At 71.6% G+C, this 25,839-nt stretch carries 19 protein-coding genes and 1 tRNA gene; 9 read left to right on the forward strand and 11 right to left on the reverse strand.

Annotation, left to right across the window (positions count from 1 at the left end):
* Nucleotides 1–40: 40 nt before the first annotated feature.
* Nucleotides 41–1,288: a CaiB/BaiF CoA transferase family protein gene (locus J3S20_RS24140; RefSeq protein ID WP_216839402.1), complete on the reverse strand. Its 1,248-nt coding sequence runs from the start codon at nt 1,286–1,288 to the stop codon at nt 41–43.
* Nucleotides 1,289–1,426: 138 nt separating this feature from the next.
* On the opposite strand from J3S20_RS24140, the gene J3S20_RS24145 reads away from it, so the two are divergent.
* Nucleotides 1,427–2,365: a LysR substrate-binding domain-containing protein gene (locus J3S20_RS24145; RefSeq protein ID WP_216839404.1), complete on the forward strand. Its 939-nt coding sequence runs from the start codon at nt 1,427–1,429 to the stop codon at nt 2,363–2,365.
* A gap of 263 nt (nt 2,366–2,628) precedes the next feature.
* Here the strand turns inward: J3S20_RS24145 and J3S20_RS24150 are convergent, their stop codons facing one another.
* Nucleotides 2,629–3,597 carry a Bug family tripartite tricarboxylate transporter substrate binding protein gene (locus J3S20_RS24150; RefSeq protein ID WP_216839406.1) on the reverse strand — a complete coding sequence of 323 codons (969 nt, stop codon included), beginning with the start codon at nt 3,595–3,597 and terminating at the stop codon, nt 2,629–2,631.
* A gap of 154 nt (nt 3,598–3,751) precedes the next feature.
* On the opposite strand from J3S20_RS24150, the gene J3S20_RS24155 reads away from it, so the two are divergent.
* From J3S20_RS24155 to J3S20_RS24170, 4 genes are all read left to right on the forward strand, one after another.
* Nucleotides 3,752–4,852 carry a 4-oxalomesaconate tautomerase gene (locus tag J3S20_RS24155; protein WP_216839408.1) on the forward strand — a complete coding sequence of 367 codons (1,101 nt, stop codon included), beginning with the start codon at nt 3,752–3,754 and terminating at the stop codon, nt 4,850–4,852.
* Nucleotides 4,849–5,877 carry an Ldh family oxidoreductase gene (locus J3S20_RS24160; protein WP_343215288.1) on the forward strand — a complete coding sequence of 343 codons (1,029 nt, stop codon included), beginning with the start codon at nt 4,849–4,851 and terminating at the stop codon, nt 5,875–5,877. Before J3S20_RS24155 ends, J3S20_RS24160 begins: the two co-directional genes overlap by 4 nt.
* 8 nt (nt 5,878–5,885) lie before the next feature.
* Nucleotides 5,886–7,196, forward strand: coding sequence for an MFS transporter (locus J3S20_RS24165; protein WP_216839410.1), 1,311 nt, complete (start codon nt 5,886–5,888; stop codon nt 7,194–7,196).
* A gap of 133 nt (nt 7,197–7,329) precedes the next feature.
* Nucleotides 7,330–11,385 carry a PAS domain S-box protein gene (locus J3S20_RS24170; RefSeq protein WP_216839412.1) on the forward strand — a complete coding sequence of 1,352 codons (4,056 nt, stop codon included), beginning with the start codon at nt 7,330–7,332 and terminating at the stop codon, nt 11,383–11,385.
* On the opposite strand, the gene J3S20_RS24175 is transcribed toward J3S20_RS24170, so the two are convergent.
* A complete protein-coding gene (locus tag J3S20_RS24175; protein WP_216839414.1) occupies nt 11,339–13,579 on the reverse strand; it encodes an ATP-binding protein in 2,241 nt (746 codons plus the stop codon). The genes J3S20_RS24170 and J3S20_RS24175 overlap by 47 nt on opposite strands.
* 233 nt (nt 13,580–13,812) lie before the next feature.
* On the opposite strand from J3S20_RS24175, the gene J3S20_RS24180 reads away from it, so the two are divergent.
* Both J3S20_RS24180 and J3S20_RS24185 read left to right on the forward strand, forming a co-directional pair.
* Nucleotides 13,813–14,640 (forward strand): response regulator transcription factor, encoded by an 828-nt coding sequence (locus J3S20_RS24180; protein ID WP_216839416.1) that lies wholly within the window; start codon nt 13,813–13,815, stop codon nt 14,638–14,640.
* A gap of 4 nt (nt 14,641–14,644) precedes the next feature.
* Nucleotides 14,645–15,913, forward strand: a complete 1,269-nt coding sequence (locus J3S20_RS24185) for a hybrid sensor histidine kinase/response regulator (protein ID WP_216839418.1) — start codon at nt 14,645–14,647, stop codon at nt 15,911–15,913.
* 20 nt (nt 15,914–15,933) lie between these two features.
* Here J3S20_RS24185 and J3S20_RS24190 read toward each other — a convergent pair whose 3' ends face one another.
* From J3S20_RS24190 to J3S20_RS24220, 7 genes are all read right to left on the reverse strand, one after another.
* Entirely contained in the window at nt 15,934–16,443 is a 510-nt protein-coding gene (locus J3S20_RS24190; protein ID WP_216839420.1) for a DUF892 family protein, read from the reverse strand.
* Nucleotides 16,444–16,492: 49 nt separating this feature from the next.
* Nucleotides 16,493–17,542 carry a sensor histidine kinase gene (locus J3S20_RS24195; protein WP_216839421.1) on the reverse strand — a complete coding sequence of 350 codons (1,050 nt, stop codon included), beginning with the start codon at nt 17,540–17,542 and terminating at the stop codon, nt 16,493–16,495.
* Between the two features lie 59 nt (nt 17,543–17,601).
* Nucleotides 17,602–18,105 carry a YciE/YciF ferroxidase family protein gene (locus tag J3S20_RS24200; RefSeq protein ID WP_216839423.1) on the reverse strand — a complete coding sequence of 168 codons (504 nt, stop codon included), beginning with the start codon at nt 18,103–18,105 and terminating at the stop codon, nt 17,602–17,604.
* A 214-nt stretch (nt 18,106–18,319) separates the two neighbouring features.
* Nucleotides 18,320–18,395, reverse strand: a tRNA-Glu gene (locus tag J3S20_RS24205).
* A gap of 56 nt (nt 18,396–18,451) precedes the next feature.
* Nucleotides 18,452–19,537 carry an NAD(P)/FAD-dependent oxidoreductase gene (locus J3S20_RS24210; protein WP_216839425.1) on the reverse strand — a complete coding sequence of 362 codons (1,086 nt, stop codon included), beginning with the start codon at nt 19,535–19,537 and terminating at the stop codon, nt 18,452–18,454.
* Entirely contained in the window at nt 19,534–20,208 is a 675-nt protein-coding gene (locus J3S20_RS24215) for a methyltransferase domain-containing protein (RefSeq protein WP_216839427.1), read from the reverse strand. The genes J3S20_RS24210 and J3S20_RS24215 overlap by 4 nt, the downstream gene beginning before the upstream one ends.
* Before the next feature lies 1 nt (nt 20,209).
* A complete protein-coding gene (locus J3S20_RS24220; protein WP_216839429.1) occupies nt 20,210–21,268 on the reverse strand; it encodes a type III polyketide synthase in 1,059 nt (352 codons plus the stop codon).
* 346 nt (nt 21,269–21,614) lie between these two features.
* Here J3S20_RS24220 and rpoD point away from each other — a divergent pair, with 346 nt between their 5' ends.
* Together rpoD and J3S20_RS24230 are read left to right on the forward strand one after the other, a co-directional pair.
* A complete protein-coding gene (gene rpoD / locus J3S20_RS24225) occupies nt 21,615–23,474 on the forward strand; it encodes an RNA polymerase sigma factor RpoD (RefSeq protein WP_456305708.1) in 1,860 nt (619 codons plus the stop codon).
* A gap of 78 nt (nt 23,475–23,552) precedes the next feature.
* A complete protein-coding gene (locus J3S20_RS24230) occupies nt 23,553–24,986 on the forward strand; it encodes a protein adenylyltransferase SelO (RefSeq protein ID WP_216839431.1) in 1,434 nt (477 codons plus the stop codon).
* Nucleotides 24,987–25,029: 43 nt separating this feature from the next.
* Here the strand turns inward: J3S20_RS24230 and J3S20_RS30970 are convergent, their stop codons facing one another.
* Nucleotides 25,030–25,806, reverse strand: coding sequence for a hypothetical protein (locus J3S20_RS30970; RefSeq protein WP_216839433.1), 777 nt, complete (start codon nt 25,804–25,806; stop codon nt 25,030–25,032).
* Nucleotides 25,807–25,839: the final 33 nt, after the last annotated feature.

Consider the following 25,839-nt stretch of genomic DNA (forward strand, 5'->3'; position numbering starts at 1 on the left):
AAAACCCTGGCCGCAGCGCAGCATGGCTGACCCGCGCAAGCTACCCCCCGTGCAGCACCACCCCCGCCGCGCGCAGCCGGGCCAGCTCCTCCGCCCCCAGCAGCGGGCCCAGCACCGCGTCATTGTCCGCGCCCAGCCTGGGCGCCGGATTGCGCAGGATGCCCGGCGTTTCGGACAGGCGCGGCACCTCGCCATGCATGGGCAGCCAGCCCTCCGGCATCTCGGCATCCGGCACCTCGACCAGTGCCTCGCGCTCGGCAATGTAGGAATCCGCGTCCAGCTCGGCCACATCCATGATCGGGCCGATGGTCACGCCGTCCCGGTCGAATTTCGCCAGCGCCTCCTCCCGGTCCATGCCCGCGATGGCATCCCGGATCACGCCGTCGATCGCCTCGATATTCGCCAGGCGGTCGGGATTGGTCCGGAAACGCGGATCCTCCACCAGCTCCGGCCGGCCGATGCTGTGCATGAGGCGCACGAAGACCGCCTGGGTGCTGGTGGACAGGCTCAGCCAGCCGCCATCCCTGGTGCGATAGGCATTGCGCGGCGCGGTATTGGTGCTGCGGCTGCCGGTGCGGGGCTTCACCTTCCCGCTGACCCGCCAATTCGCCATCTGCGGCTCCAGCACCGCAAAGATCGGCTCGAATAGCGAGAGGTCCACCACCTGGCCCTGCCCGCTCCGCGCCGCATGCCACAGCGCGATCATGGCGGCCGAGGCGCCATACAACCCCGCATAGGCATCCGCCATGAACATCGGCGGCAGCACCGGCTCCCGGTCCGCGAAACCGTTCAGCGCCGCAAAACCGGCATAGCCCTCCACCAGCGTCCCGAATCCCGGCTTGTGGCGGAACGGCCCGGTCTGTCCCCAGCCGGAAATCCGCACGATCACCAGCTTCGGATTGATCGCCCGCAGCACCTCCGGCGCCAGGCCCATTTCCTCCAGCACACCCGGCCGGAAACTCTCGACGAAGATGTCGGCCCCGGCCACCAGCCGCTTCACCACCGCGATCGCCTCGGCCTGGCGCAGATCCAGGCAGAGGCTGCGCTTGTTGCGGCACCAGGTCTTCCAGGCGGTCTCGATGCCGCCCACCTTCCAGGCGCGCAGGCTGTCCCCCGCCGGGGGCTCCACCTTCAGCACCTCCGCCCCATGATCGGCCAGCACCTTGGTGAGCATATTGCCGGCGACCAGGCGCGAGAGATCCACCACCCGGACCCCCTCCAGCGCCCCGCGCGCCGCCGGGTCAAACTGCCGCCGCCGCTTCGGCTGCCGCGCCTTGCCTTGCTGCACCCGCAGACCCCTCCCCACCCGCGGCAAGGCGTAGGCGCGGGTCTGGGACCGGTCAATCCGCCCCCTCGCCGACCCCGCCGGCCGCTAGACCGTTTACGTTTAGATGCGTATCTGCACCCTGCCGCAGGGAAAACTCTCATGACACTCGCCGGCCTGTCGCTGCGTGACCTCGAATACCTCCTCGCCGTGGCGGAGCACCTCAGCTTCGGCCGCGCCGCCCAGGCCTGCGCCGTCAGCCAACCCACCCTCTCCGCCCAGATCCGCAAGATCGAGGAACTGCTGCAGGTCGAATGCTTCGAACGCGCCCCGCGCGGCGTGCTCGTCACCGCCCGCGGCGCCGAACTGATCGCCCAGGCCCGCCTCGTCGTCGCCGAAGCCCGCCGGATGTTCGAGATCGCGGCGGCCGGCGCGGCACCCCTCGAAGGCACCTTCCGCCTCGGCGTCATCTCCACCCTCGGCCCCTACCTGGTCCCCTTCCTGCTGAAGCCGCTGCGCGCCCGCTTCCCCCACCTCCGCCTGCTGCTCTCCGAAGGGCTCACCCGCCACCTGGCCCGCCAGGTGGAGGACGGCGAACTCGACGCCATCCTCGCCGCCTCCCCCCTGCCCGGGCCGGACCTCACCGAACTGAAGCTGTTCCGGGAGGAATTCGTCCTGGTGGTCCCCCGCGACCACCCCCTCGCCCGCGTCGAACAGGTGATGCGCGACGACATCCCAACCCCGGAACTCATCCTGCTCAGCGAAGGCCACTGCCTGCGCGACCACGCGATCGCCTACTGCCCCACCCGCCTGCAGGTCGACCGCCCCGAACTCCAGGCCGCCAGCCTGGAAACCCTGCGCCAGATGGTCGCCGCCGGCGTCGGCGTCTCCTTCATGCCGCAACTCGCCGTGCAGATCGGCGCCCTGCTCGACGACATGGTCGCCTACCGCCGCATCAGCGACGCCAACCTGGGCCGCGACGTCGCCCTGTTCCACCGCCCCGGCTTCAGCCGCATCCGCGACGTCCGCCTCCTCCGCCAAGCCATCCGCGAAATCCTGGCCGAGCACAGCGCCGTCAAAGTGGCGACGACGCTGGCGTAGGGTCGAGGGGGCGCGGCGCCGGTGGCTTCGCAGGAGGGGCTCTGCCCCTCCCGCACCCTCCCCGCCAGGAGGCAGCGGCCTCCTGGACCTCAGGACCTTTGAGTAGAAATGGAGAGGGGGCCGAAGCGGCCGCATGATCTGCGGTACCGCCGGCCCCCTCTCCATTTCTACTCATGATTCAAGGGTTCCAAGGGGCCACTGCCCCTTGGCAGGGGGTGCAGGGGGACAGCGTCCCCCTGCAAACCACCCAGCGCCCGCCCCCCTCACCCTTCGACCGCGATGCCCGCTCTTTGGATGACGCTGCGCCAGCGCGGGATTTCGGCGGTGAGTTGGGTGGTCAGGGCGGTGGGGCCGTCGAGGCGGATGATGGCGGCGGCGGGTTCCAGGCGGGCGATCAGGGTTTCGTCGGTTTTCATGGCGGTAAGTTCGGTGACCAGGCGGTTGGTCAGGTTTTCGGGCAGGCCTTTGGGCGCGAACATGGCGAACCAGTTGGGGGCGGCGTAGCCGGGCACGAGTTCGGCGATGGCGGGGATTTCGGGCACGGCGGGCACGCGGTTGGGCATGGTCATGCCGAGCAGGCGGGCGCGGCCCTGGCGGTGGTGGGTCAGGACTTCGACGGTGCTGCCGAAGACGAAGTCGATTTCGCCGGTGTAGATCGCGTTCACCGCCTGGCTGACGCCGCGGTAGGGCACGTGGACGGTTTCGATACCGGCCAGCGCCGCGAATTGCGCGCCGGCCAGGTGGTTGGCGGAGCCGACGCCGCCGGAGCCGTAGGTGAGCTTGCCGGGGTTGGCCTTGGCTTCGGCGATGAGGCTGGCGAGGTCGGTGAAGCGGCTGTCGGCGCGCACCATCATGCCGGCGGGCACGTCGCAGACGACGGTCAGCGGGGCCAGGTCGCGCAGCGGGTCGAAGTTCAGCTGGCGTTGCAGCGTCGGCAGGATGGAGATGGAGGAGGAGATGAACAGCAACGTGCCGCCGTCGGGCGGGGCGTTGGCCACCATCTGCGCGCCGAGTCCGCCGCCGACGCCGGGTCGGTTCTCGATGAAGAAGGTGGCGCCGAGGGTGCGGCTGAGGCGGTCGGCGATGATGCGGGCGGGGATGTCCTGCGGGCCGCCGGCGGCGAAGGGGATGATGATCTTCACCTGGCGGATCGGCCAGGTGTCCTGGGCGCGCGCGAGGAGGGGCGCGGCCAGCCCGCCTGCGGCCAGCAGCAGGGCGTTGCGTCGGTTCATCCTGGGTCCTCCGGTTCGGCCGGTCTGGGCGGCCGTTATCCCGCCATTCTGGACTTCCGCGCGTCAGCCGTCACCCTGCTACGCGGCGGGCGCGCTTCCCCAGGCGCATGAAGCGGGCGTATGCGGGGGGGATATCGTGCCGCAAGGACCTCCGATGACCCTCCAGACCGCGATTCCCTGCACCTTCATGCGCGGCGGCACCAGCCGCGGCCCCTATTTCCTGCGGAGTGACCTGCCCGAGGGGCGGGAGGACGCGGGCAAGGTGTTGCTGGCGGTGATGGGATCACCGGATGCGCGGCAGATCAACGGCTTGGGGGGCGGCACGACGCTGACCAGCAAGACGGTGATGGTCAGCAAGGCGGCGCCCGGGGAGAAGCAGCAGGTGGATTACCTGTTTGCCCAGGTCTCGGTGGACCAGGCGGTGGTCGATTGGGGTCCGACCTGCGGCAATATGCTGGCCGGCATCGGCCCCTTTGCCATCGAGAACGGCCTGGTGCCGCCCGAGGATGGCGAGACCAAGGTGCTGATCCGTGCCGTGAACACCGGCGCACTGATCGAGGCGGTGGTGCAGACCCCGGGTGGGCGGGTGACCTATGATGGGGAGGCCGCGATCGCCGGCGTGCCTGGGACGGCCGCGCCCATCGTGCTGAACTTTGCCGAGGCCGTGGGTGGGGCGACGGGCAAGCTGATGCCGACCGGCAATCCGCTGGACCGGATCGAGGAGGTGGATGTCACCTGCCTGGATGTCGCGATGCCGGTGGTGATCGCGAGGGCGCGCGACCTCGGCAAGACGGCGCGGGAGAGTGCCAAGGAGCTGGACGCCGACCGCGATTTCATGGCGCGGATCGAGCGCATCCGTCGTGCGGCCGGCCTAGCCATGGGCATGGGCGATGTGGCGGGCAAGGTGATGCCGAAGTTCGCCATGGTGGGCGAGCCCGCGGGCGGCCAGGGCGTCGCCGCGCGCTACTTCACGCCGCTGGCCTGCCATGAGGCGATGGCGGTGACCGGCGGCATCTGCATCGCCAGCGCCTGCAAGTTGCCGGGCACGGTGGCCGAAGGGATCGCGATGGTGAATGCCGAGGCGCGGGAGATGGTGACGCTGGAGCATCCGACCGGGGTGATGGAGGCGGTGATCACCACCGGCACGGCGGAGGATGGCAGCGCGACGATCCTGGGCGGCGGCACGCTGCGCACCGCACGCCGGATCATGAAGGGCGAGGTCTATATCCCGGCCAAGGTCTGGGCCGGCAAGTGAGCCTGGAACGCATCGAGGAGGCCGCGCTGCTGGATCTGGCCACGCGCGCCTTGGCGCGCGGCGGCATGCGGGCCGAGGAGGCAGCGCCGGCGGCGCGGGTGCTGGTGCTGGCGGAGCTGGCGGGGCTCACCACGCATGGCATCAGCCGCGTCGGCCAGTATCTGGACCGGGTGAAGGTCGGCGGCATCGATCCGCAGGCGGCGGTGCGGGTGGCCCGCGTGATGCCGGCGCTGGCCATGGTGGATGGGCGCAACGGCATCGGCCCGCTGGTCGGCATGGTCGGGCTGGAGGCGGCGCTGGCGGGCGCGCGGGATTGCGGCATCGGCGCCGCCTTCGCCCGCGGCAGCAACCACTTCGGGCCCATCCTGCCCTATGCGCTGATCGCGGCGGAGCAGGGCTTCGCCAGCATCATCGCCTCCAACGCGACGACGACGATCGCGCCCTGGGGTGGGCGGGATACGCGGCTGGGCAACAACCCGATCGGCATCGGCGTGCCCAATCCGGGCGGCAATCCGGTGATCCTGGACATGGCCTTGTCCGTCGCGGCGCGGGCCAAGATCCGGGACCTGGCGGCCAGCGGGGCGCCGCTGCCGGAGGGCTGGGCGGCGGATGCCGAAGGGCGCCCGACCACGGATGCCAAGTCGGCGCTCGCCGGCTTCCTGCTGCCGGTGGGCGGCCACAAGGGCTATGGGCTGGCGGTGATGGTGGACCTGCTGGCCGGGCTGCTCTCGGGGGCGGCCTTCCTCAGCCATGTGCAGGCCTGGGACAAGAACCCGGAGGTGGCGCAGAACCTCGGCCATGTCTTCATCGCCATCGATGCGACGAAGCTGGCGGCGCCGGAAACGCTCGCCGCGCGCATGGCGGATTTCATCGGTATCCTGCACGCCACGCCGCCGGCCGATCCGGCACGGCCGGTGATGGTGCCGGGCGAGCGGGAATTGGCGCGGCTGCGGCAGCAGCGGGCGGAAGGCGCCGAGGTGAAGCGAGCGGAGCTGGATCGCCTGCGGGCGCTGGCGGCGGGCTGAGCACCCGGATGCAGGAAGCCGCGCCGGCCGCCGCCCCGGGCGCCCTGTCCCTGCTCCGGCAGCGGCCCTTCGCCCTGTTCCTCTTCTCCCGCATCCTTTCCGCGGCCGCGCTGCAGGTACAGGTGGTGGCGGTGGGCTGGCAGGTCTACGAACTGACGGACAGCGCCCTGGCGCTGGGCCTGGTGGGGCTGGCGCAGTTCCTGCCGATGCTGCTGCTGACCCTGGTGGTGGGCCAGGTGGCGGACCGGGTCGATCGGCGCCTGCTGGTCGGCATCTGCCGCATCGTCACCGCGGCCGGCGGCTTCGGCCTGGCCTGGGGCAGCCTGGCCGGCTGGCTGGATCGCGATGCGATCTTCGCCTTCGTCGTGCTCTTCGGCGCTGCGCGGGCCTTCGAGATGCCGGCCCAGCAGGCGCTGATTTCCGGCGTGGTGGCGGCGCCGGACCTGCCGCGCGCCATGGCCATGGGGTCTTCGGCCAACCAGGTGGCGACCATCTGCGGCCCGGCGCTGGGCGGCTTCCTCTATGCGCTGGGCGGTGCCACCGCGGCCTATGGCGTGGCGGCGCTGGCCTTCCTGCTGGCCGGGCTGATGGTGCTGGCCATCCGCATCCCGCCACGCAACCTGATGCGCGGCAAGGTGACGATGGAAAGCCTGTTCTCCGGCCTCACCTTCATCTGGTCCCGCCCGGCGCTGCTCGGCGCCGTCTCGCTCGACATGGTGGCGGTGCTGCTGGGCGGCGCGGCGGCGCTGTTTCCGATCTATGCGAAGGATATCCTGCAGACCGGCCCCTGGGGGCTCGGCCTGCTGCGCGCCTCGCCGGCCATCGGGGCGCTGGCCATGTCCCTTCTGCTGACCTGGCGGCCTTTGTCGCGCCACGCCGGGACGCGCATGTTCATCGCCGTGATCCTGTTCGGCCTGGCGACCATCGTCTTTGGCCTGTCGCGATCGCTGATCCTGTCGAGTGCCGCCCTGGTGGTGCTGGGGGCGGCGGATGTAGTCAGCGTCGTGGTACGCCAATCGCTCGTGCAGCTTGCCACGCCGGATGAGATGCGCGGGCGCGTGGCGGCCGTGAATTCGCTGTTCATCGGCACCTCGAACCAGCTGGGCGAATTCGAATCCGGCGTGGCCGCGGCGCTGCTGGGTCCGGTTGCCGCGGTTGTGCTGGGCGGTGTCGGAACCGTGCTGGTGGCAATCGCCTGGATGCGATGGTTCCCGGCGCTGCGCGCGATCGATCGGCTGGAGGATGTCCGGCCTGTATCCAACATGGCGGATGACACAGGCGGACATGTCTCGACCGGGCGAAAGCAAGGAAACGATTGACCTCGGGGGGGCGCAGGATATCGTCCCCCCCGCATCGGGCCGGTCCAGGACCAAACAGGTCGCCTCTCCCAGCGGTGCCAAGGACCCGGAGATCGTTCACGTGTCGCCGCCTTCGGATATGCCCGCACCGTATTTGCACGAAGCAGAACGCCTGGCGGCGCTGCGCCGTTACGACGTGCTGGACACCAGCCCCGAGGCCGCCTTCGACCGGATCGTCCGGCTTGCCAGGCAGTTCTTCGAAGTGCCGATCGCGCTGATCTCCTTCGTCGATGCCGACCGGCAGTGGTTCAAGGCACGGATCGGGATGGAGCTGTCGGAGACCCCGCGCGCCATCGCCTTCTGCAATACCGCGATCCAGGGCGGCGACATCTGCCAGGTGCCGGATGCCACCCGGGATCCGCGCTTCGCCGAAAATCCGCTGGTGCTGGGCGAACCCCGGCTGCGCTTCTATGCGGGCGCGCCGCTGCTGACGCCGGAAGGCCATGCCCTCGGCACGCTCTGCATCCTCGATGCGAAGCCGCGGCCGCCGCTGGATGCGGCGCAGGCGCAGTCCTTGCGCGACCTGGCCGCGGCGGTGATGGCGCAGCTGGAACTGCGCCACCAGCTTGCGGCGCGGGAGGCGGAGATGGCGCGCGCCGCGCTGCGCGAACGCCTGCTGCGCAGCGTGGCGGAGACGCCGACCTTCCGCGATGCGATCGAGGCGGCGATGACCGCGCTGCGCGAGGATACGCACGGCGTCCTCTGCCTGGTCTTCCGCCTGGCCCCGGACGGACACCACCTGCAGATGATCGGCGCGCAGGACCAGTCGGGCGTCGCCGATCCCTCGCATCTGGCGCGGCTGCGCGCATTGCCGCTGACCGCGGACAATACCGCCGCCGGCGCGGCGATCCGCCAGGACCGGCAGATCGTCATCCGCGATGTCCAGGCGGAGCCGGAGGCCGGATTGCCCGATGCCCCCTTCGCCGCGGCCTGCGGCCTGGTCTCGATGATCGTGACGCCGCTCTCGATCGGGGCGGAGCGCTACTGCCTCTCGCTCGGCTTCGGCGCGGAGCGACAGGACCTGGAGGCGATGGCGGAGCGGCTGCGGGAGGCAGCCGTGACCTTGCGGCCGCTGCTGCGCCGCCTGCGCGACGCCGAGGAGACCGCGCTGTTCCGCCGCATGGTGGAGGCCAGCAGCGAGCCCGTGGTGATCAGCCACACCCGGCGCGACGCCGCGCCGGGGTCGGAGGGCGCCGGGCTGATGATCCGCTACGTCAATGCCGCCTTCCTGCAGCAGTCCGGATTCCGGGAGGAGGAGGTCCTCGGCCAGCCGGTCGCCATGCTGACGCATGCGGATGCGGACCCCGAGGCGCGCCGGCTGGTGCAAGCCGCGATCCAGGCCGGCCATCCGCTGCGGCAGCAGATTCTGCACCGGAAGCGCGACGGCTCGCCCTATTGGGTCGAGCTGAACATCTCGCCCCTGGTGGACGAGACCGGCTGGCATACGCATTGGATGGCGATCCAGCGCGACATCACGGAACAGCGCGCGGCGGAGGCAGCGCTGAGCGCCAGCGAGGCCGCCTTCCGCGACCTGTTCCACCTGCATCCCGCGCCGATGTGGGTCTATGACAAGGAAACACTGGCCTTCCTCGAGGTGAACGAGGCGACGCTCACGGCCTATGGCTGGACCCGCGAGCAGTTCCTCGGGATGACGGTGCTCGACCTGCCGACGGAGGCGGATCGGGCGAAGGTGCTCTCGGCGGCGCGGCAGCTGGGCGACCGGCTGCGGGTCACTGGCCCCTGGCCCGCCCGCACCGCATCGGGCGAGATCCGCCAGGTGCAGATCCTGTCGCGGCTGATCGACTTCCGCGGCCGCCGCTGCGCCCTCGCCGTGGTCTGGGACCTGACGGAGCGCCTGCGCGCGGAGGCCGCGGTGCGCGAGCTGGCGGAGGAGCTGGACGCGACCTTCCAGAGCATCAGCGACGGGCTCTGCACGCTCGACCACGACTGGAAGATCACCTCCATCAACAGCGAGGCGGAGCGCCTGCTGCGGCGGCAAGCGGGCGCGCTGCCGGGCCGCACGTTCTGGGACTGCTTCCCTGACATGGTCGGCAGCGAGGTGGAGCGGAACTTCCGCGCCGCGGTCGCGCAGCACGAGACGCGCCGCTTCATCCATCACCTGCGGCAGATCGACACCTGGTTCGACATCACCGCCTATCCGGCGCGCAACGGCCTGACCATCTATTTCCGCGACATCACCGCCGAGCACCGGCGCGAGGAAAGGCTGCGGCTGCTCGAAGTGGCGGCGAGCAAGCTGAACGACATCATCCTGATCACCGAGGCCGAGCCGATCCTGCCGCCCGGCCCGCGCACGCTTTTCGTGAACCAGGCCTTCGAACGCCTGACCGGCTATGCGACGGAGGAGATCATCGGCATCTCGCCCCGCTTCCTGCAGGGCCCGAAGACCAGCCGCGCCGAGCTCGACCGCATCCATGCGGCGCTGGCCGCCTGGCGGCCGATCCGCGCGGAGCTTCTGAACTACCGCAAGGACGGCAGCGAATTCTGGCTGGAGCTCGACATCGTGCCGGTGGCCGATGGCCTCGGCCACTTCACCCATTGGGTGGCGGTGCAGCGCGACATCACGGAACGCAAGCGGGCGCAGCTGCAGCTGGAGCAGCAGGCGGCGCTGCTCGACCAGGCGCGCGACGCCATCCTGGTGCGCGGCATCGACCACCGCATCCAGTACTGGAATCGCAGCGCCGAAGGCCTCTATGGCTGGACGGCGGAGGAGGCGGCGGGACGCTCGGTGCTCGACCTGCTCTATGACGATCCGGGCCCCTTCCTGCACGCCAACGAGCAGGTGCTGGCGCAGGGCGAATGGAGCGGCCAGATCGAGCAGCGCCGCAAGGATGGATCGCGGCTGGTGGTGGACGGTGCCTGGACCCTGGTGCGCGACGCGGAGGGGCGGCCGCGCGCCATCCTGGCCGTGAACACCAATATCACCGAGCGCCTGGAGCTGGAGCAGAAGCTGCGCCAGTCGCAGCGGCTGGAAGCGATCGGCCAGCTGACCGGCGGCGTGGCGCATGACTTCAACAACCTGCTGACCGTCATCCTCGGCAATTCGGAGATGCTGGCGGAAAGCCTGGAACACGACGCCGAGCTGCGGCAGATGGCGGAGATGAACATCGCGGCGGCGGAACGCGGCTCCGCCCTGACCAGCCGCATGCTCGCCTTCTCCCGCCGCCAGGCGCTCGACCCCAAGGTGATCGACGTAAACGGCCTGCTGGCCGGGCTGCACCAGATGCTGCACCGGACGCTGGGCGGGCATATCGAGGTGGAGATCGAACCCGCCGAGGATCTCTGGACGGCGCTGATCGACCCGCCGCAGCTGGAGAATGCGGTGCTGAACCTCTGCATCAATGCGCGCGACGCCATGCCGAAAGGGGGCCGCCTGGTGATCGAGACCGCGAACGTGCAGCTCGACGCCGCCTATGCGGAGGCGGAGGGAGAGGTGACGCCCGGTGACTACGTGCTGATCGCCGTCTCCGACACCGGCACCGGCATGACGCCAGAGGTGGTGGCCCGCGCCTTCGAGCCCTTCTTCACCACCAAGGATGTGGGCCAGGGCAGCGGCCTCGGCCTCAGCATGGTCTTCGGCTTCATGAAGCAGTCGGGCGGGCACGTGAAGATCTATTCGGAGCCCGGCCTCGGCACCAGCGTGAAGGTCTATGTCCCGCGCGCCGGGCGCAGCCAGCTTCGCTTCGACCCGGGTGCCGGGGCGGAGGCGCCCCGCGGCGGCACGGAGAAGCTGCTGGTGGTGGAGGATGACCCGCTGGTGCGCGACCATGTCGCGGGCCAGCTGCGGGAGCTGGGCTACCGCGTCGTCATCGCCGGCCATGCCGCAGCGGCGCTGGAGGCGCTGAGGCTGCGGGACGATTTCGACCTGCTCCTCACGGATGTGGTGATGCCCGGCGGCATGAACGGCCATGCCCTGGCGCAGGAGGCGCTGCGCATCCGCCCGGGCCTGCGCGTGCTCTATACCACCGGCTATACGGAAGACGGCATCGTGCACGACGGCAGGCTGGATCCGGACGTGCTGCTGCTGAAAAAGCCCTATCGTCGCCGCGACCTGGCGGAGAAGGTGCGCCAGGCGCTGGATGCGGTCAGGCCAGGGCCTGCTGCACCGCCTCCTGCAAGGCACGACGGGTGAAGGGCTTGCGCAGGAAGCCCTGCACCGCGCCGGTCGTCACCTCGCCATCCGGCACATAGCCGGACATCAGCAGCACCGCGGTTTCCGGCCGAAGCGCATGGATGCGCTGCGCCAGCGCCATGCCCTCCACGTCGTCCGGCATCAGCACGTCGGACAGCACCAGGTCGAAGCGCTCCCCGGCCTGCATCAGCGCCAATGCCTCCCGCCCCCCCGGCACGCTCTGCACGCGGTGCGCGGAGCGCGCCAGCATGCGCTCGATCATGGCGCGGATCTCTGGCTGATCCTCCACCACCAGGATGCGCGCGGCCCGGCCGGGCGGGGGCATGGCTGCATCCGCGCCACCGCCACCGGCCCGTGGGTCCTGCTGCTGCTGCGCCAGCGGCGTCCGCGCCTCGGGCAAATAGAGCGTCACCGTTGTGCCCTCCCCCGCCGCGCTGCGCAGCGCCATCCGGCCGCCCAGCTGCGTCACCAGGCCGAAGACCTGCGACAGGCCGAGCCCGGAGCCGGCGCCGGCGGGCTTGGTGGTGAAGAAAGGCTCGAAGGCGCGGGCGGCGACATCCTCGGACATGCCGGGGCCATTGTCGGTGATGGCGATCGCGACAAAGCCGGGGGCGTCCACGCTGACGCCGGCGTCCGGCAGCTGCGCGCGCGCAGCGCCGATGAGGATGCGCCCCGGCCGCCGCGTCGCGGCCTCTCCGCCCAGGATCGCATCGCGCGCATTGCTCACCAGGTTGCAGATGGCGGCCTGCAGCTGGGCGGGGTCGAGCGCGCAGCGCGGCAGCTCGGGCTCCGTCTGCAGCCGCACCTCGATCGCCGGTGTCGCCAGGTCCTGCAGCACCGGCAGCATGTCCTGCAGCAGCGACCCCACCGGCAGCGCCTGCAGCCGAAGCACCTGGGTGCGGGCATAGGCGAGCAGGCTGGAAGCCAGATGGGCGCTGGCTTCCGCCGCGCGCCGGGTGCGCTGCGCCACGCCGCGCAGCACCGGATCCATGGTGGCTTCCTCCAGCGCCTCCAGATTGCCGAGCACCACGGTGAGGAGGTTGTTGAAGTCATGCGCCACGCCGCGCGCCATGCGGCCCAGCGCCTCCAGCGCCCGGGCCTCGCGCAGCTGGGCTTCCGCCAGGTGGCGCAGCTCGGCCTCCTGCCGCAGTTCCGCCAGCGCCCGGCTGCGCCCGACGGCGCCGCGCCAGGCCATCCAGGCGGCGCCGGACAGCAGCAGGATGATCGCGAGCGCCGTGGCGGCCTGGCGCAGCATGCCCTGCCACCAGCCGTCCAGGCGCGCCTGCAGGTCGACGCCGAAGCTCACATACAGGGGGAAGGGCTGGACGCGGCGATAGGCATACAGCCGTTCCACCCCATCCACCGAGGAATCCGTTCGGAACACCCCCGCATCGTGCGATCGCGCCATGGCCTGGACCAGCGTGCTGGAGGCGGCCAGCCGAAGCCCCTCCCCGCCCGCAGGCAGGCGCACCAGCAGCAGGCCATCGGTCCGCATCAGCGACGCCGCGCCGCTCGCGCTGGTCGAGGCGACGGCGAAAGCCTCCTCCAGCACCTCGGGGCTGATCACGGCATGGATGGTGCCGTTGAACCGGCCGTCCGGGCTGATCCTGCGGCGGCTGATCGCGAAGGAAGGCCGGCCGGTGGCAGGGCTGACATAGCGCGAGCCGATATAGCGGGGCTGCGCGCGGTCGCGCTGTTCCCTGAAGGATTCGAGGTCGGCGAGGTTGCGGCCCGGCGCGAAGGGGACGGTCGAGGCCAGGACATCGCCCTCTGCATTTGTGATCCAGAGCGAGTCGGTCTGGTCCAGCCGGGCGACGATGCTCAGAAGCTGCCGGCGCAGGCCGTCCGAGGCAATGGCCGCTTCCTCCATGTCGCTGATCATGTCCGCGACCAGTTCCAGCACCAGCTCCTGCGTCTCGAACAGCCGCCGTGCGTGCTGCTGCATGATGCTGGCCGTGGCCTCGGCATCCCGCCGCGCTTCCTCCAGCACCATCCGGCGCCGGTCGGATCCCACGGCCACCAGCACCAGCACCGGCAGCAGCACGATCAGGGCCAGAAGGGCCATCATGCTGCGGCTGACGGCCAGCGGCGGCTTGTCAGGGTGTCCCGCGCCCCGCGCGCCGCGCCGCCTGACGGCCTGGCCTTCATCGGCGGGGGCGCTCGCGGCATGGTCCAGACGGCTGGGGCGCTTCATGAATCCTGGGCCTGGTCCAACGTGCCCCCTGCGCGCCGCGACCTGTGGCAGGGGTTTTGGCAAAACCTGCAGGTATTGCATCCTGCGGCTGCACTCGGTGTCATTTTTGGGGCGAAGGCTCCCTCGCGCGAAAGTTGCAGGATGCGAAATCGCGTTAAGGTTGTCGACAGGGTTGGCGCTTGGACATAAAGTTGTCGGGAGCCAATCTGCTGCCAACCAGTCGGGGAGCGTCCATGGCTGACCGCGTGACGTTCCCCTCCGCGCACTCATCGGAGGCGGCTGACAGCCCGCGCCCGGTGCTGGTGCTGGAGGATGATGCGGCGGTGGCCACCACGATCTGCACGGCCCTGCTGCGGGACGGCTGGGCCACGGTGACGGCCCGCACCCTGGCGGAAGCCCGCCAGCGGCTTCGGGAGGATCGGCCCCGCCTGGTCATCGCCGATCTCGGCCTGCCCGATGGCAATGGCATCGCCTTCGTGCGCGAAGCCGCGACCTGGCCGGATCTCGGCATCATCGTGGTCAGTGGTCGCGCCGAGGAGGTGGACCGGGTGATCGGGCTGGAAGTCGGCGCCGACGACTACCTCACCAAGCCCTTCTCGCTGCGGGAGATGGTCGCCCGCGTGCGCGCCCTGAGCCGCCGCCTGGATTTCGGCGGCAGGCCGGCGGCGCGGCCGGCCGGGATGGCGGAAGCGCAGGCCGCTGCCCCCGCCCCGCCTGCTGCCCCGCCGGCTGCCGAGCCCGCTGGCGCCGCGCCGCCCGCAAGCTGGACCATCGCCGGCCTGGTGCTGCAGCCGAGCCGCTTCCGCATGCTGGCGCCGGACGGCGCCGAGATCCGCCTGACCGCCGGCGAGGCAGGGCTGCTGTCGCTGCTGCTGACCGAGACCGACCACCTGGCGGACCGCGAGACGATCTCGCAGCGGGTGCTGGGGCGGAAGATGCTGCCGGAACAGCGGGGGGTGGACCAGCTGGCCTCCAACCTCCGTCAGAAACTCTTGGCGGCCTCCGCCAGGCAGGTCACCATCGCCGCCCACCGCGGCAAGGGATATCGACTCGTCTGGTGACCCAATGACCCCCGCCCCGCCGCAGGCGCCGGCGCTGACCATCCTGGTGGTGGATGACGAGCGGCCGATCGTGGAGCTGTTGCTGCGCGCGCTGACCCATCGCGGCTTCCAGGTGCAGGGCGCCGACAATGCCGAGGCCGCGAAGGCCCATGTGCGAGCCGATCCCAGCATCGGCGTGGTGCTGTCCGATGTCCGCATGCCGGGCCAGACCGGCCTGGCGCTGGCGGAGGAACTGCTGCGCGGGCGGTCGGAGGCGGAGGCGCTGGAAGTGGTGCTGCTGACCGGGGGCGCCACCGCCGATGTCGCGCTCGGCGCGCTGCGCGCCCGCACCTTCGACCTGGTGCAGAAGCCGCTGCGGCTGAACGAGGTGGCGATGGTCGTGGAACGCGCGCTGGCCAGCAGCCGCCAGCGCCGCGCCCGCGCCATCCGCGATTCCGAGGTGGAGGAGCATATCCGCGCCGCGGAGGCGGAACGCGCGCGGCTGTTCGAACGGCTCAGCGCCTCCTCCGCCCGGCTGGAGGATGCCAACAGCGCGCTCGCCGCCAGCCAACGGATGCGCAGCGACCTGCTGGCGGTGATCTCGCATGAGATGCGCACGCCGCTGATCCCGATCCTCGGCTTCTCGGAGATCCTGGCCGGCGACGCGCCGCTGCCGGCGGCGGAGGTGCAGGACTATGGCCGGCTGATCCATGCCGGGGCCGATCGGCTGCTGTCGCTGATCGAGGGGGCGCTGGATATCGTGGCGCTGGCGCACGGCCGCGGCCTTGTCCCGGGGCTGCCGGAGCCGGCGGAGCGACTGCTGGGGCGGGTGCTGGCGCGCCACCAGCCGGCGGCGGCCGCCCGCGGCATCCGCCTGGCGATGCAGGTGCCCGACCCGTCGCCGATGCTGGCCGGCGACCTGCGCCTGCTGGCGGCGGCCATCGGCCAGCTTCTGGACAATGCCATCAAGGCCAGCCCCGACGGGGGGGTGGTGGAAGTGGCCGCGCTTGCGCCTCCGGAAGGCGGCGTCCTGCTGCAGGTGCGCGACCATGGCGCCGGCCTGCCGCCGGGCCTGCTGGAACAGCTCGGCACCCCCTTCCTGCAGGCGGACATGTCGCTGAACCGCGCCTGGCCCGGGGCCGGGCTGGGCCTGGCGCTGGCAAGCCGCGTCGCCCAGGCCCATGGCGGCCGGCTGCGGCTGCAGCCGGCGGCGGATGGCGGCACCGAGGCGCGCATCGAGCTGCCGGCGAAGCCCGGCGCCGCCGAGAGGCCGTCCGTGGCCGCCAAGGGCTGAGCGCGAGACCGACCGCGACCTCAGGCGCCGGCGGTGGCGCCCCTTGCCCGCAGCTCCGCATGGCGCCGCGTCACCGCATCCAGATTGTCGTGGCACCACTGCGCCATCCGCTCCTCCTCCCGCAGCGAGAGGTCAAGCACCGCATGAGCGCTGTCATGTCCGGCGAGTTCGGACAGGGTGACGAGGCAGCGATAGGCGGCGATCTCGTAATGCTCGAAGGCATAGTTCGCCATCGCGTTCTTCAGCACCTCGTCGGGCGCCACGGCATGGCCAAGGGCGGCGAGATTGGCGACAAAGCCAGTCACCAGGTCCTTCAGCCCGGAGTGGGAGCTGCCGAGCGAGGACAGCAGTTCATCCAGCCGGTCGCGCTGCACCTCGCTTTCCCTGACGTGCCGGCGCAGCGCGGCTTGCATCTCCGGATAATTGTCCAGCCGCTCGACCTGGCGCGACAGGAGCTGGATGGCCTCGGTTTCCATCGCCCTGGCATCGATCAGCCCGGCGACATAGGTCGCGCGATAATCTTGCTGCATGGTCTTCTCCAGGATGTCGTCGGCTTGCCGCCGGGGCCACCGGGCGGCGTCATCTGGCGGCCGGGAAGCGGATGCTGCCGCGCAGGCCAGGCCGCTCCGTGCCCGGCGCCACCTGTTCCAATTCCAGCCGTCCGCCGAGTTGCCCGGCCAGGGCGCGCCCGATGCGGGTGCCGAGGCCGCTGCCCTGCGGCGCGGCGCCCGCAGTCAGGCCGATGCCATTGTCCTGCACGGCCAGCAGGAAGGTCTCACCCTCCCGCTGGAAGATCACTTCCACCAGGCCGTCCATCTCCTCCGGGAAGGCGTATTTCAGCGAATTGCCGACCAGCTCGTTCACGATCAGGCCGATGGCCACGGCCTTGGCCATGGGCAGCATCGCGCTCTCCGCCCGCACCGTCAGCACGATCGGACGCATATCCACCGCTAGGTCGTCGAGATCCGCGATCAGGCCTTCCAGGAAGCCGCGGCTTTCCACCTGCGCGCGGCCATCCTCCTCCCGATGCCGGTCGAGGCGGCCGTTGATGCGTGCCAGCGCCGCGATGCGGTCGGAGGCGACCTGCAGCGCCTCGCGCGCCGTGACATCGGCGGAGGCGCCCGCCTGCAGGCGCAGCGTCGCGGCCAGGCGCTGCAAATCGTTGCGCGCGCGATGCACCGCCTCGCTAAGCAGGGTACCGCTCTGCGCCAATGTCTCGCGCAGCTGGTCATTGGCCTGGTCGAGCCCGGCGCGTTCCGCAGCTAGCGACGCCAGCGCCCGATGCATCGCCTCGAGCAGCGCCGCGGTGAAGAGCGCGATGCCAAGGAAGACCGCGACCTCCAGCAGCACCGTCGCCTCGGTGATCACCAGGCTGCGGCTTGGCGGCAGGAAGAACCAGACGCCCAGTGCGGTGCTGAGCAGCGAGGCATAGATGCCCGCGCCACGGTCGAAGACGATGCCCGAGGCCATGATGGCCGGCATGAACATCAGAAAGGGCATTTCCGGCCCGGGCCCGAGCAGCAGCAGCCGCAGCAGCAGGCTGCCCGCCACCAGCAGCGTGGCGGCCAGGTAGCGGATCCAGACGGGCATCGCCCGCGTCACCGCCATCTTCAGGAAAAGCCGTTCCATGCGCGGCGCCGCTGCCTCTGCCGGGCGGGCGCCGCGCGCGGCGCCCGCCCGGTCCTTCCTCAGGCCGCGGCGCGGTTGACGCGACCCTCGGCGATCGAGGTCAGCTTGCGGTCGGCGGCATATTCCTCGTCCAGGGTCTGCTGCAGCACCGCGGCGCAATCCTGCCGGCCGAGCTGCTTGGCGAAGGCCACCAGCGTGCCGTAGCGCGTGATCTCGTAATGCTCCACCGCCTGGGCGGAGGAGATGATGGCGGCATCCAGCACGTCATTGTCGTTGGCGACGCCCAGGATGTCCTGCGCTTCCTCCAGGATGCCGTCCATGGCGGCGCAGGTGGTGCCCTTCACCGGCTGGCCGTGCATCTGGAAGACCTGCTCCAGCCGGCGGATCTGGCCCTGGGTCTCGGTCAGATGCGCCTGCAGGCCCTGCTTGAGCTGCGGGTCCGTGGCCTTGTCGATCATCTTCGGCAGCGACTTCGCGATCTGCTGCTCGGCGTAATAGATGTCCTGCAGCGTGTGGACGAAGAGGTCATCCAGCGTCTTGATGGATTTCGAGAACAGGCCCATGCGGAAGCTCCTTCCGAAAAGCGGACCGGCGGCGCGCCACCGGAAGGGGCGGCGCAACAAGCCGGACACGGGGGCTGAACGCGGCAGGGTGGGGGTGGTTTGACGGGGCGTGCCGCGAATCCCCCGGCGGGGGTGGCGCGCTGTGATCCACGCGATCGGGCTGCGAAGGTCCGGCGGACGGCACCGGCGCCGCGACAGGGCGAGGGCCGGGAAGTGGTGCCCCGTACGGGATTCGAACCCGTGTTACAGCCTTGAAAGGGCCGTGTCCTAGGCCTCTAGACGAACGGGACAGGCTTGGATGGGCGGCGTATGGCGTCCGGACCGCCCGCGGTCAACCCCTAGCGCCTCACGCCAGCCCCATCCGGGTGCCGCGCGCGGCCCAGCCGGCCAGGCCGGGCCAGGCGCCCGCCAGCCGGACCAAGGCCTGCGGCGTGCGGGCCATCAGCCCATCCGCCAGCCCCGCCAGCCGCATCCCCGGCCGCACGGAGCTGGCCCAGGCCGCGTGGAAGGCCTCCGCGCCCGCGCCCGCGCGAATCGCCTCCGCCGCGCGCTGGCCGGAGGCGAGCGCCATGGCGATGCCATCGCCGCAGAGGGAGGGCACCACCGCCGCCTGGTCGCCCACCCGGAACAGCCCGCCGGGCCCGCCTGCGGCCCGGTGCAGATAGCCATAGGGCACGCCCGCCACCGTCAGCGGCCGCGGCCAGGCAGGCCGCGCCGCCCGCAGCAGCTCGGCGGCCAGGTCGGAGGCTGCCGCCACATGCGCCAGCAGCGCCGCAGGGTCCCGCGCCGCCTGTGCAAGGCCGGGCGTGCCGGGCGCGAGCGCCAGGCAGAGATTGGCGCCGCCGCCGGCGCGCGGCTGCAGCCCGGCATAGCCGCCGGGGCAGGCTAGCAGGGCGATGGCCTCGCCCATCTCCACGCCGTGCAGCGCCAGCTTCACGCCGAGCGAGCCGCCGGCGGCGGGGCGGGCCAGGCCGCGCATTTCATGCTTGCCGGTGGCCAGGACCAGCTGCGCGCCCTCCGGCGTCGCGCCATCGGCCAGGCGCAGCCGCCAGCCGCGGGGGCCGGCCTCCGCCACCAAAGCGGCGGCGCCGCAATGCAGTTCGGCCCCCGCCTCCTCGGCCCGGGCGAGCAGTGCGGCATCCAGCGTCAGGCGGGGCAGCGACCAGGCGGCGAAGGGCAAGGGCATGCGGCTGCGGTGCCGGCCGGCGCCGAACTGGGCGCTGCGGATCGGCACCGCCCCCAGCGCCGCAAGGTCCAGCCCCAGCCCGGCCAGCAGGGCCGCCGCATCGGCGCCCAAAAATTCGCCACACACCTTTTCGGCCGGCGCCGCCGCGCGCTCCACCAGCAGCGGCGCCGCGCCTGCGCGGGCCAGGGTGATGGCGGCCGCGGCACCCGCCGGGCCGCCGCCGAGGATCAGGCTCCGGCCCGTCATCCGCCGGGACCTTCCACCGCCCAGCGGAAGGGCAGCACCCAGCGCGGCCGGGCCACCACCCCGGCCTCCGCGATCAGCCGCGACCAGTCGGCGCGGCGGAAGCCGCGCGCGATGGAGACCGGGCCGTCATGGCACACCATCGGATGCATGCGCAGCAGCCGCGTGCCGGCCCAGACGGCGGCCCAGGGGATGGGGTGGCGATGCAGGTCCAGGATCAGCCAGGCCCTGGCCGCATGCGCCGGCAGCCAGCGCAGGAAACGGACCAGCGTCGCGTCATCCAGGTGATGCGCGAAAAGCCCGCAGACGATGACGTCGAAGCGCCGATCCGCCGGCAGGTCGAAGAGATCGGCGGTGATCCAGCGCGCCGGCGTGCTGTGCGCCGCGGCATGCCGCGCCGCCCAGGGGCTGCGGTCCAGCCCCCAGAGGTCCAGCGCCTGGCCGCGCCGCGCGCCCCAGGCGGCGATGGCCCGCAGCGCATCGCCGCCGCCGGCGCCGACATCCAGCACCGAAAGCGGCTGCCCGTTCACCGCCACGCGGTCCAGGAAGCGCAGCAGCGGCGCGGTGGCGAAGGTCATCCGGTTGATGCGCGCCAGGTCGGCCAGCGCCGCGTCGAAATCGGCCTCGGACTGGCCGGGGTCGTCCATGATCTCGGGCGCCTGGCTGCGTGGCATCTCAGCCGAGCTCAAAGCGCATGGCCTCGGCCGAGAGGCCCGGGCCGAAGGCCAGCGCGCAGCCATGCCCCGGCCGCCCTGCCGCCAGCATCCGCGCCAGCACGAACATCACGGTGGCGGAGGACATGTTGCCATGGTCCGACAGCACGTCGCGGCTGGTGCTGAGCGCATCGTCCGGCAGATCCAGCCCATGCGCCACCGCATCCAGGATCGACCGCCCGCCCGGATGCACCGCCCAATGCCGCATCTGCGCCAGGCCGCGCCCGCCATGCAGCGCCGGCGCCAGGTCGGGCAGCGCATGCGCCAGCGTGAAGGGCACCATGCCGGACAGCGTCATGTCGAAGCCCGCATCGCCGATCCGCCAGGTGATCTGGTCCGCCGCCGCCGGGATCACCTGGCTGGCGAAGCCTTCCAGCCGTAGCCCCGCAGGGTCCGAGGTGACCAGCGCCGCGGCGCAGCCATCCGCGAAAAGCAGGAAGCACAGCAGCTGTTCCAGCGCCGTGGTGTCCTGCAGATGCAGCGTGCAGAGCTCGAGGCAGACCACCAGCACGCGCGCCTCCGGCTCGCTGCGCACGATGTGCCAGGCCAGCTTCAGCGCATTGATCGCCGCCTGGCAGCCCATGAAGCCCACCGTGGTGCGCTCGACATTCAGCGGCAGGTCGAAGCCGGCGATGATCTGCCGGTCGAGGCCCGGGGCTACGAAGCCGGTGCAGGTGGCGACGATGATATGCGTGATGCCGGGGCCTTCCTGCTCCAGGCCCAGCCGGCGCAGCGCCGCCCCGGCCAGGTCCGGTGCCTCGGCCTCCCACCGCGCCATGCGGGCGCGGGTGCCGGGGAATTGGCCGCCCTGGCGGTAGAAGCCGCAGACGGTGCCGGACCCTTCCGGCGCCGAGGGTTCCAGCACCGAATGGCGGCTGGCGATATCCGCCCGCGCGGCCATCCGGGCGAAGGCGCGGCTGTCGCGGCCCAGGGCTTGGGCGGCGGCGAAGGCGCGGAAGGCGCCATGCACCTGGTGGCGCGGCACGGCGGTCGCGATGCGGTTGAGAAACACTTCCTTCATCCATGGCAGGTTGGTATGGGCGGCGGCGACACCAGGGCCTGATGCCGGCCCTGGCGCATCACGCTGGCGCCATGCGGCAGGCCCTGCCCGCGGTGAAAGGCCGGCGCGGTCGAGCCATGCAGAAAAGCCGGGACAAAAGCCCCGTTTCTTCCGATAAGGGGTGTCTGCGCGGGCCCCACCACCCATATGGGCCACTCGCCACCACGGCGGCGCGTCCCCCTTCCGATGACCTCCCCGCCTGCCGGCACCCCCGGAAGGGCCGGGGATGCGCCATTGGGCGGGGGTTTGTGACAAGTTGAAGAAGAGTCTTCGGCCCCCTTCGGGGCGAAGCGGAGCGGATCGACAGATGGACGGTATGTTCGCACGCAAGGCGACCGATCGGGACGAGACGGCGGAAGACGGGGCGCGCCCCTTCGACCACGCTGCCGCCACCGCCCTGCCCGGCCTGCCGGATCACGATACCTTCGACGGGGAGTTGGTCTCCGACCCCCTGCCGATGGACGAGATCGAGGACGCCGCCAATTCGCTGCTGGAAGAATTCGGCCTCGGCAATGTCGGAGGCGAGGACCCGCGCTCCGGCAATGCGGATGACGAGGAAGCGCAGAGCCCCTCCCTTGCCGCCGACGAGCCGAATGAGACGGCCGATGGCCTGCCCGCCGGGCGGAACATTAGCGCCGCCGCCGCCGCCGCCGCCAGCCGCTCGGACGACCCGGTCGCGCTGTTCCTGCGCGAGATGGGCGTGGCCGAGCCGCTGACGCGGGAGGCCGAGATCGCCATCGCCCAGCGCATCGAGGCCGGGCGCGACGCCATGCTGGCCGCGCTCTGCGAGAGCCCGACCACGGCCGCGGCGCTGACCGCCTGGCGCGATGCCATCGCCGCCGGCCGCATGCCGCTGCGCGACGTGATCGAGCTGGAGGCGACCGCCGCCGCCAGCCTGCCCGAGGAAACTCTGCTCGAGACGCCGGCGGAGGGCGAGGATGCGGCGGCCGAGCTGCCGCATGCGACGATCGACGCCAGGCTGAAGCCGGAGGCGCTGGCCGCGCTGGATGCGGCGCTGGACGGCCTGGCCGCGCTGCGCGCCGCGGGCGCCGGCTCGGCCAAGGCCGCGGTGGTGGCCAAGGCGCGGGCGGAGGCGGTGGCCCTGGTCACCGGCCTGCGGCTGCGCCCGGCCCGGATCGAGGAGCTGATCGAGCGGCTGCGCGAGGCCAACCGCGCGCTGATGATGCTGGACGGCCGCGCCCTGCGCCTGGCCGAGGCCGCGCGCATCAGCCGGGCGGACTTCCTCAAGCTGTGGAACGGCGGCGCCGCCGGCGCCACCGCCCGGCTGGAGGGGGCGGCCAAGGGCGCCGGCCTCCGTGACCTGAAGGCGGGCCTGCTCGAGGTGCGGGCCGAGCTGGAGCGCATCGAGGCCAGCTGCGGCCTGACCGCGCCGCAGCTGCGGCGCCTGCATGTGGAAGCCGCCGGCGCCGAGCGCGACATGCGCCGGGCGCGGGAGGAGCTGACGCGCGCCAACCTGCGCCTGGTGGTCTATATCGCCCGGAAGTACCGCAATCGCGGCCTGATGCTGGGCGACCTGATCCAGGAAGGCAGCCTGGGCCTGATGCGCGCGGTGGAGAAGTTCGACTGGCGCCGCGGCTTCAAGTTCGCGACCTATGCCACCTGGTGGATCCGCCAGTCCGTCACCCGCGCCATCGCCGACCAGTCCCGCACCATTCGCGTACCCGTCCACATGACGGAAACCGTGGGCAAGGTTGTGCGCACCGGCCGACGTCTTGCGCAGCAGACGGGCCGCGAGCCGACGCCGGAGGAACTGGCGACGCGCCTCGGCATGCCGCTGGAGAAGGTCCGCACGGTGCAGGGCCTGGCCAAGGAGCCGGTGAGCCTGGAGGCGCCGATCGGCGAGGAGGGCGATGCCCGCCTCGGCGACCTGATCGAGGACAAGGACGCGATCCTGCCCTTCGACGCCGCCGCCCGCGCCGGGCTTCGCGACGCCGCCGGCAAGGTGCTGGGCGACCTGACGCCGCGCGAGGAGCGCATCCTGCGCATGCGCTTCGGCATCGGGATGAACAGCGAACACACGCTGGAAGAGGTCGGCCGCACCTTCGGCGTGACCCGCGAGCGCATCCGCCAGATCGAGGCCAAGGCCCTGGGCAAGCTGCGCCAGTCCAACCAGGGCCGCGCCCTCCGCAGCTTCCTGGAAGCCTGACCTCAAGCCCTCCCCCGCCTGCGGGGGAGGGTTGGGTGGGGGGCATCGCTGCGCCCATTACTGCAAGGAGCCACCTGCATGGCCCCCATCCCCTTCGACAATTCCTATGCCCGCCTGCCCGATCGCTTCTTCGCGCGGCAGCCGGCCACCCCCGTCGCCGCCCCGCGCCTGATCCGCCTGAACACGGCGCTGGCCGCGCAGCTCGGCATCGACCCCGCCGCGCTCACACCCGATGTCCTGGCCGGCAATTCCGTGCCCGAGGGCGCCGAACCCCTCGCCCAGGCCTATGCCGGCCACCAGTTCGGCCACTTCACCCCCCGCCTCGGCGATGGCCGCGCCCTGCTGCTGGGCGAGGTGGTGGACCGTGACGGCCAGCGCCGCGATATCGCCTTCAAGGGCTCCGGCCCCACCCCCTTCTCCCGCCACGCCGATGGCCGCGCCGCGCTCGGCCCGGTGCTGCGCGAATACATCGTCAGCGAGGCGATGGCCGCCTTCGGCGTCCCCACCACCCGGGCGCTCGCCGCCGTCACCACAGGCGAGGAGGTCTTTCGGGAAACCCCCCTGCCCGGCGCCGTGCTGACCCGCGTGGCCGCCAGCCACATCCGTGTCGGCACGTTTCAATACTTTGCCGCCCGTGGCGACGAGGAGGCGGTGCGGATCCTGCTGGACCATGCCATCGCGCGGCATGACCCTGCGGCCGCCCAGACCGAACGCCCAGCGCTGGCCTTCTACCAGGGCGTGGTGGCGCGGCAGGCAGCGCTGATCGCGCGCTGGCTCGGCCTCGGCTTCATCCATGGCGTGATGAACACCGACAATATGACGGTCTCCGGCGAGACCATCGACTACGGCCCCTGCGCCTTCATGGAGGCCTACGACCCCGGCGCCGTCTTCAGCTCCATCGACCATGCCGGCCGCTACGCCTATGCCAACCAGCCGCGCATCGCCCAGTGGAACCTGGCCCGGCTGGCCGAGACGCTTCTGCCCCTGCTGGCGGATGGCGAGGAGGCGCAGATCGAGGCGGCGCAGACCGCGCTGGCCGGCTTCGCGCCGATCTTCCAGGCCGCCTGGCTCGATGTGTTCCGCACGAAACTTGGCCTGGCCGGGGCGGAGGAGGCGGATCTCGACCTGATCCAGGACCTGCTCTCCCGCATGGCGGCGAACCAGGCCGACTTCACCCTGACCTTCCGGGCCCTGGCGACGCAGCCCGGCGAGGCGCGGACCCTCTTCGCCGACCCCGCCGCCTTCGACCGCTGGGCGGAGGGCTGGGCCGCGCGGCGGGCGCGTGCGGGCCTGCCGGATGCGGCGATGCCGGCGGCCAACCCCGCCTTCATCCCGCGCAACCACCTGGTGGAGGAAGCCATCGCTGCCGCCGTGGCGCGCGACGACTTCGCGCCCTTCGAGACGCTGGTGGAGGTGCTGGCGCGCCCCTTCGAGGACCAGCCCGCCCATGCGCGCCTGGCCCTGCCGGCTCGGCCGGAGGAGCGCGTGCTGGCCACCTTCTGCGGCACCTGAGGCTCGGCGCCTGACCCGCCGATCTTTTGGGTCAGGCCCTCCGTCAGGCCAACGCCACCCGCACCACTGCCGGCGTGCCGCGCAGGCTGGCCAGGTGCAGCAGAAGTGTGCGCAGGGCGATGGCGACGGCCAGCATTTCCCCCGCCTCCTCCAGCGTCACCATCAGGATGTAGTCCCAGCGCGCGAAGGCATCCTCCAGCCCCGCCTCGGCCATCACCCGGGATTCCAGCAGTTCCAGGCCGATGGCGCTGGCGAGGAACAGCGCCGCGGCCGCCGCCAGCCCCCATTTTGCCGGGCCGGGTAGCCGCCACCAGAAGGGCAGCAGGATGGCGATGCAGAACAGCGCCAGGGCGCCGAAGGGGATGACCCAGGTGTTGAACAGCATGCCGTCCTCCGGCTCCTGCGCGCCGAGCGCGTCGAACAACTCGTGGATGGCGGTGGCCTCGTCGACCGCCATGAACAGCAGCAGCCCCGCGATGAACAGCCAGATCCGGCGATCCGCCCTGCCCCGCCCCTCCTCGAGGCCGGAGAGCAACGCGGCCACGCCGGCGGTGGCCAGCAGCATCACGGCGGAGAAGAAGGCAGGGATGCTGGCCTCGCCCAGGAAGCTGAAACGGGGCGCGAGGCCGAGAAGATGGTCGCGCCCCTGCTCCAGCCTCATCCAGCAGACAAGAAGGTGCGCCACCGTCAGGATGGCGATGGCGATGAGATGAAAGCGGAAGAGGCGCGCGGGCGCGAAGGCCAGCGGCGCGCACAGGCTGCCGCCGACCTGCCCGACCACAACCCGCCCCGGATTGTCGGAGAAATAGCCTGATGTCACGCTCTGATCCTTCCCGCGCACATTCGGCGCAAG

It is taken from the genome of Falsiroseomonas tokyonensis (assembly GCF_019024325.1).
Lineage (GTDB): Bacteria > Pseudomonadota > Alphaproteobacteria > Acetobacterales > Acetobacteraceae > Falsiroseomonas > Falsiroseomonas tokyonensis.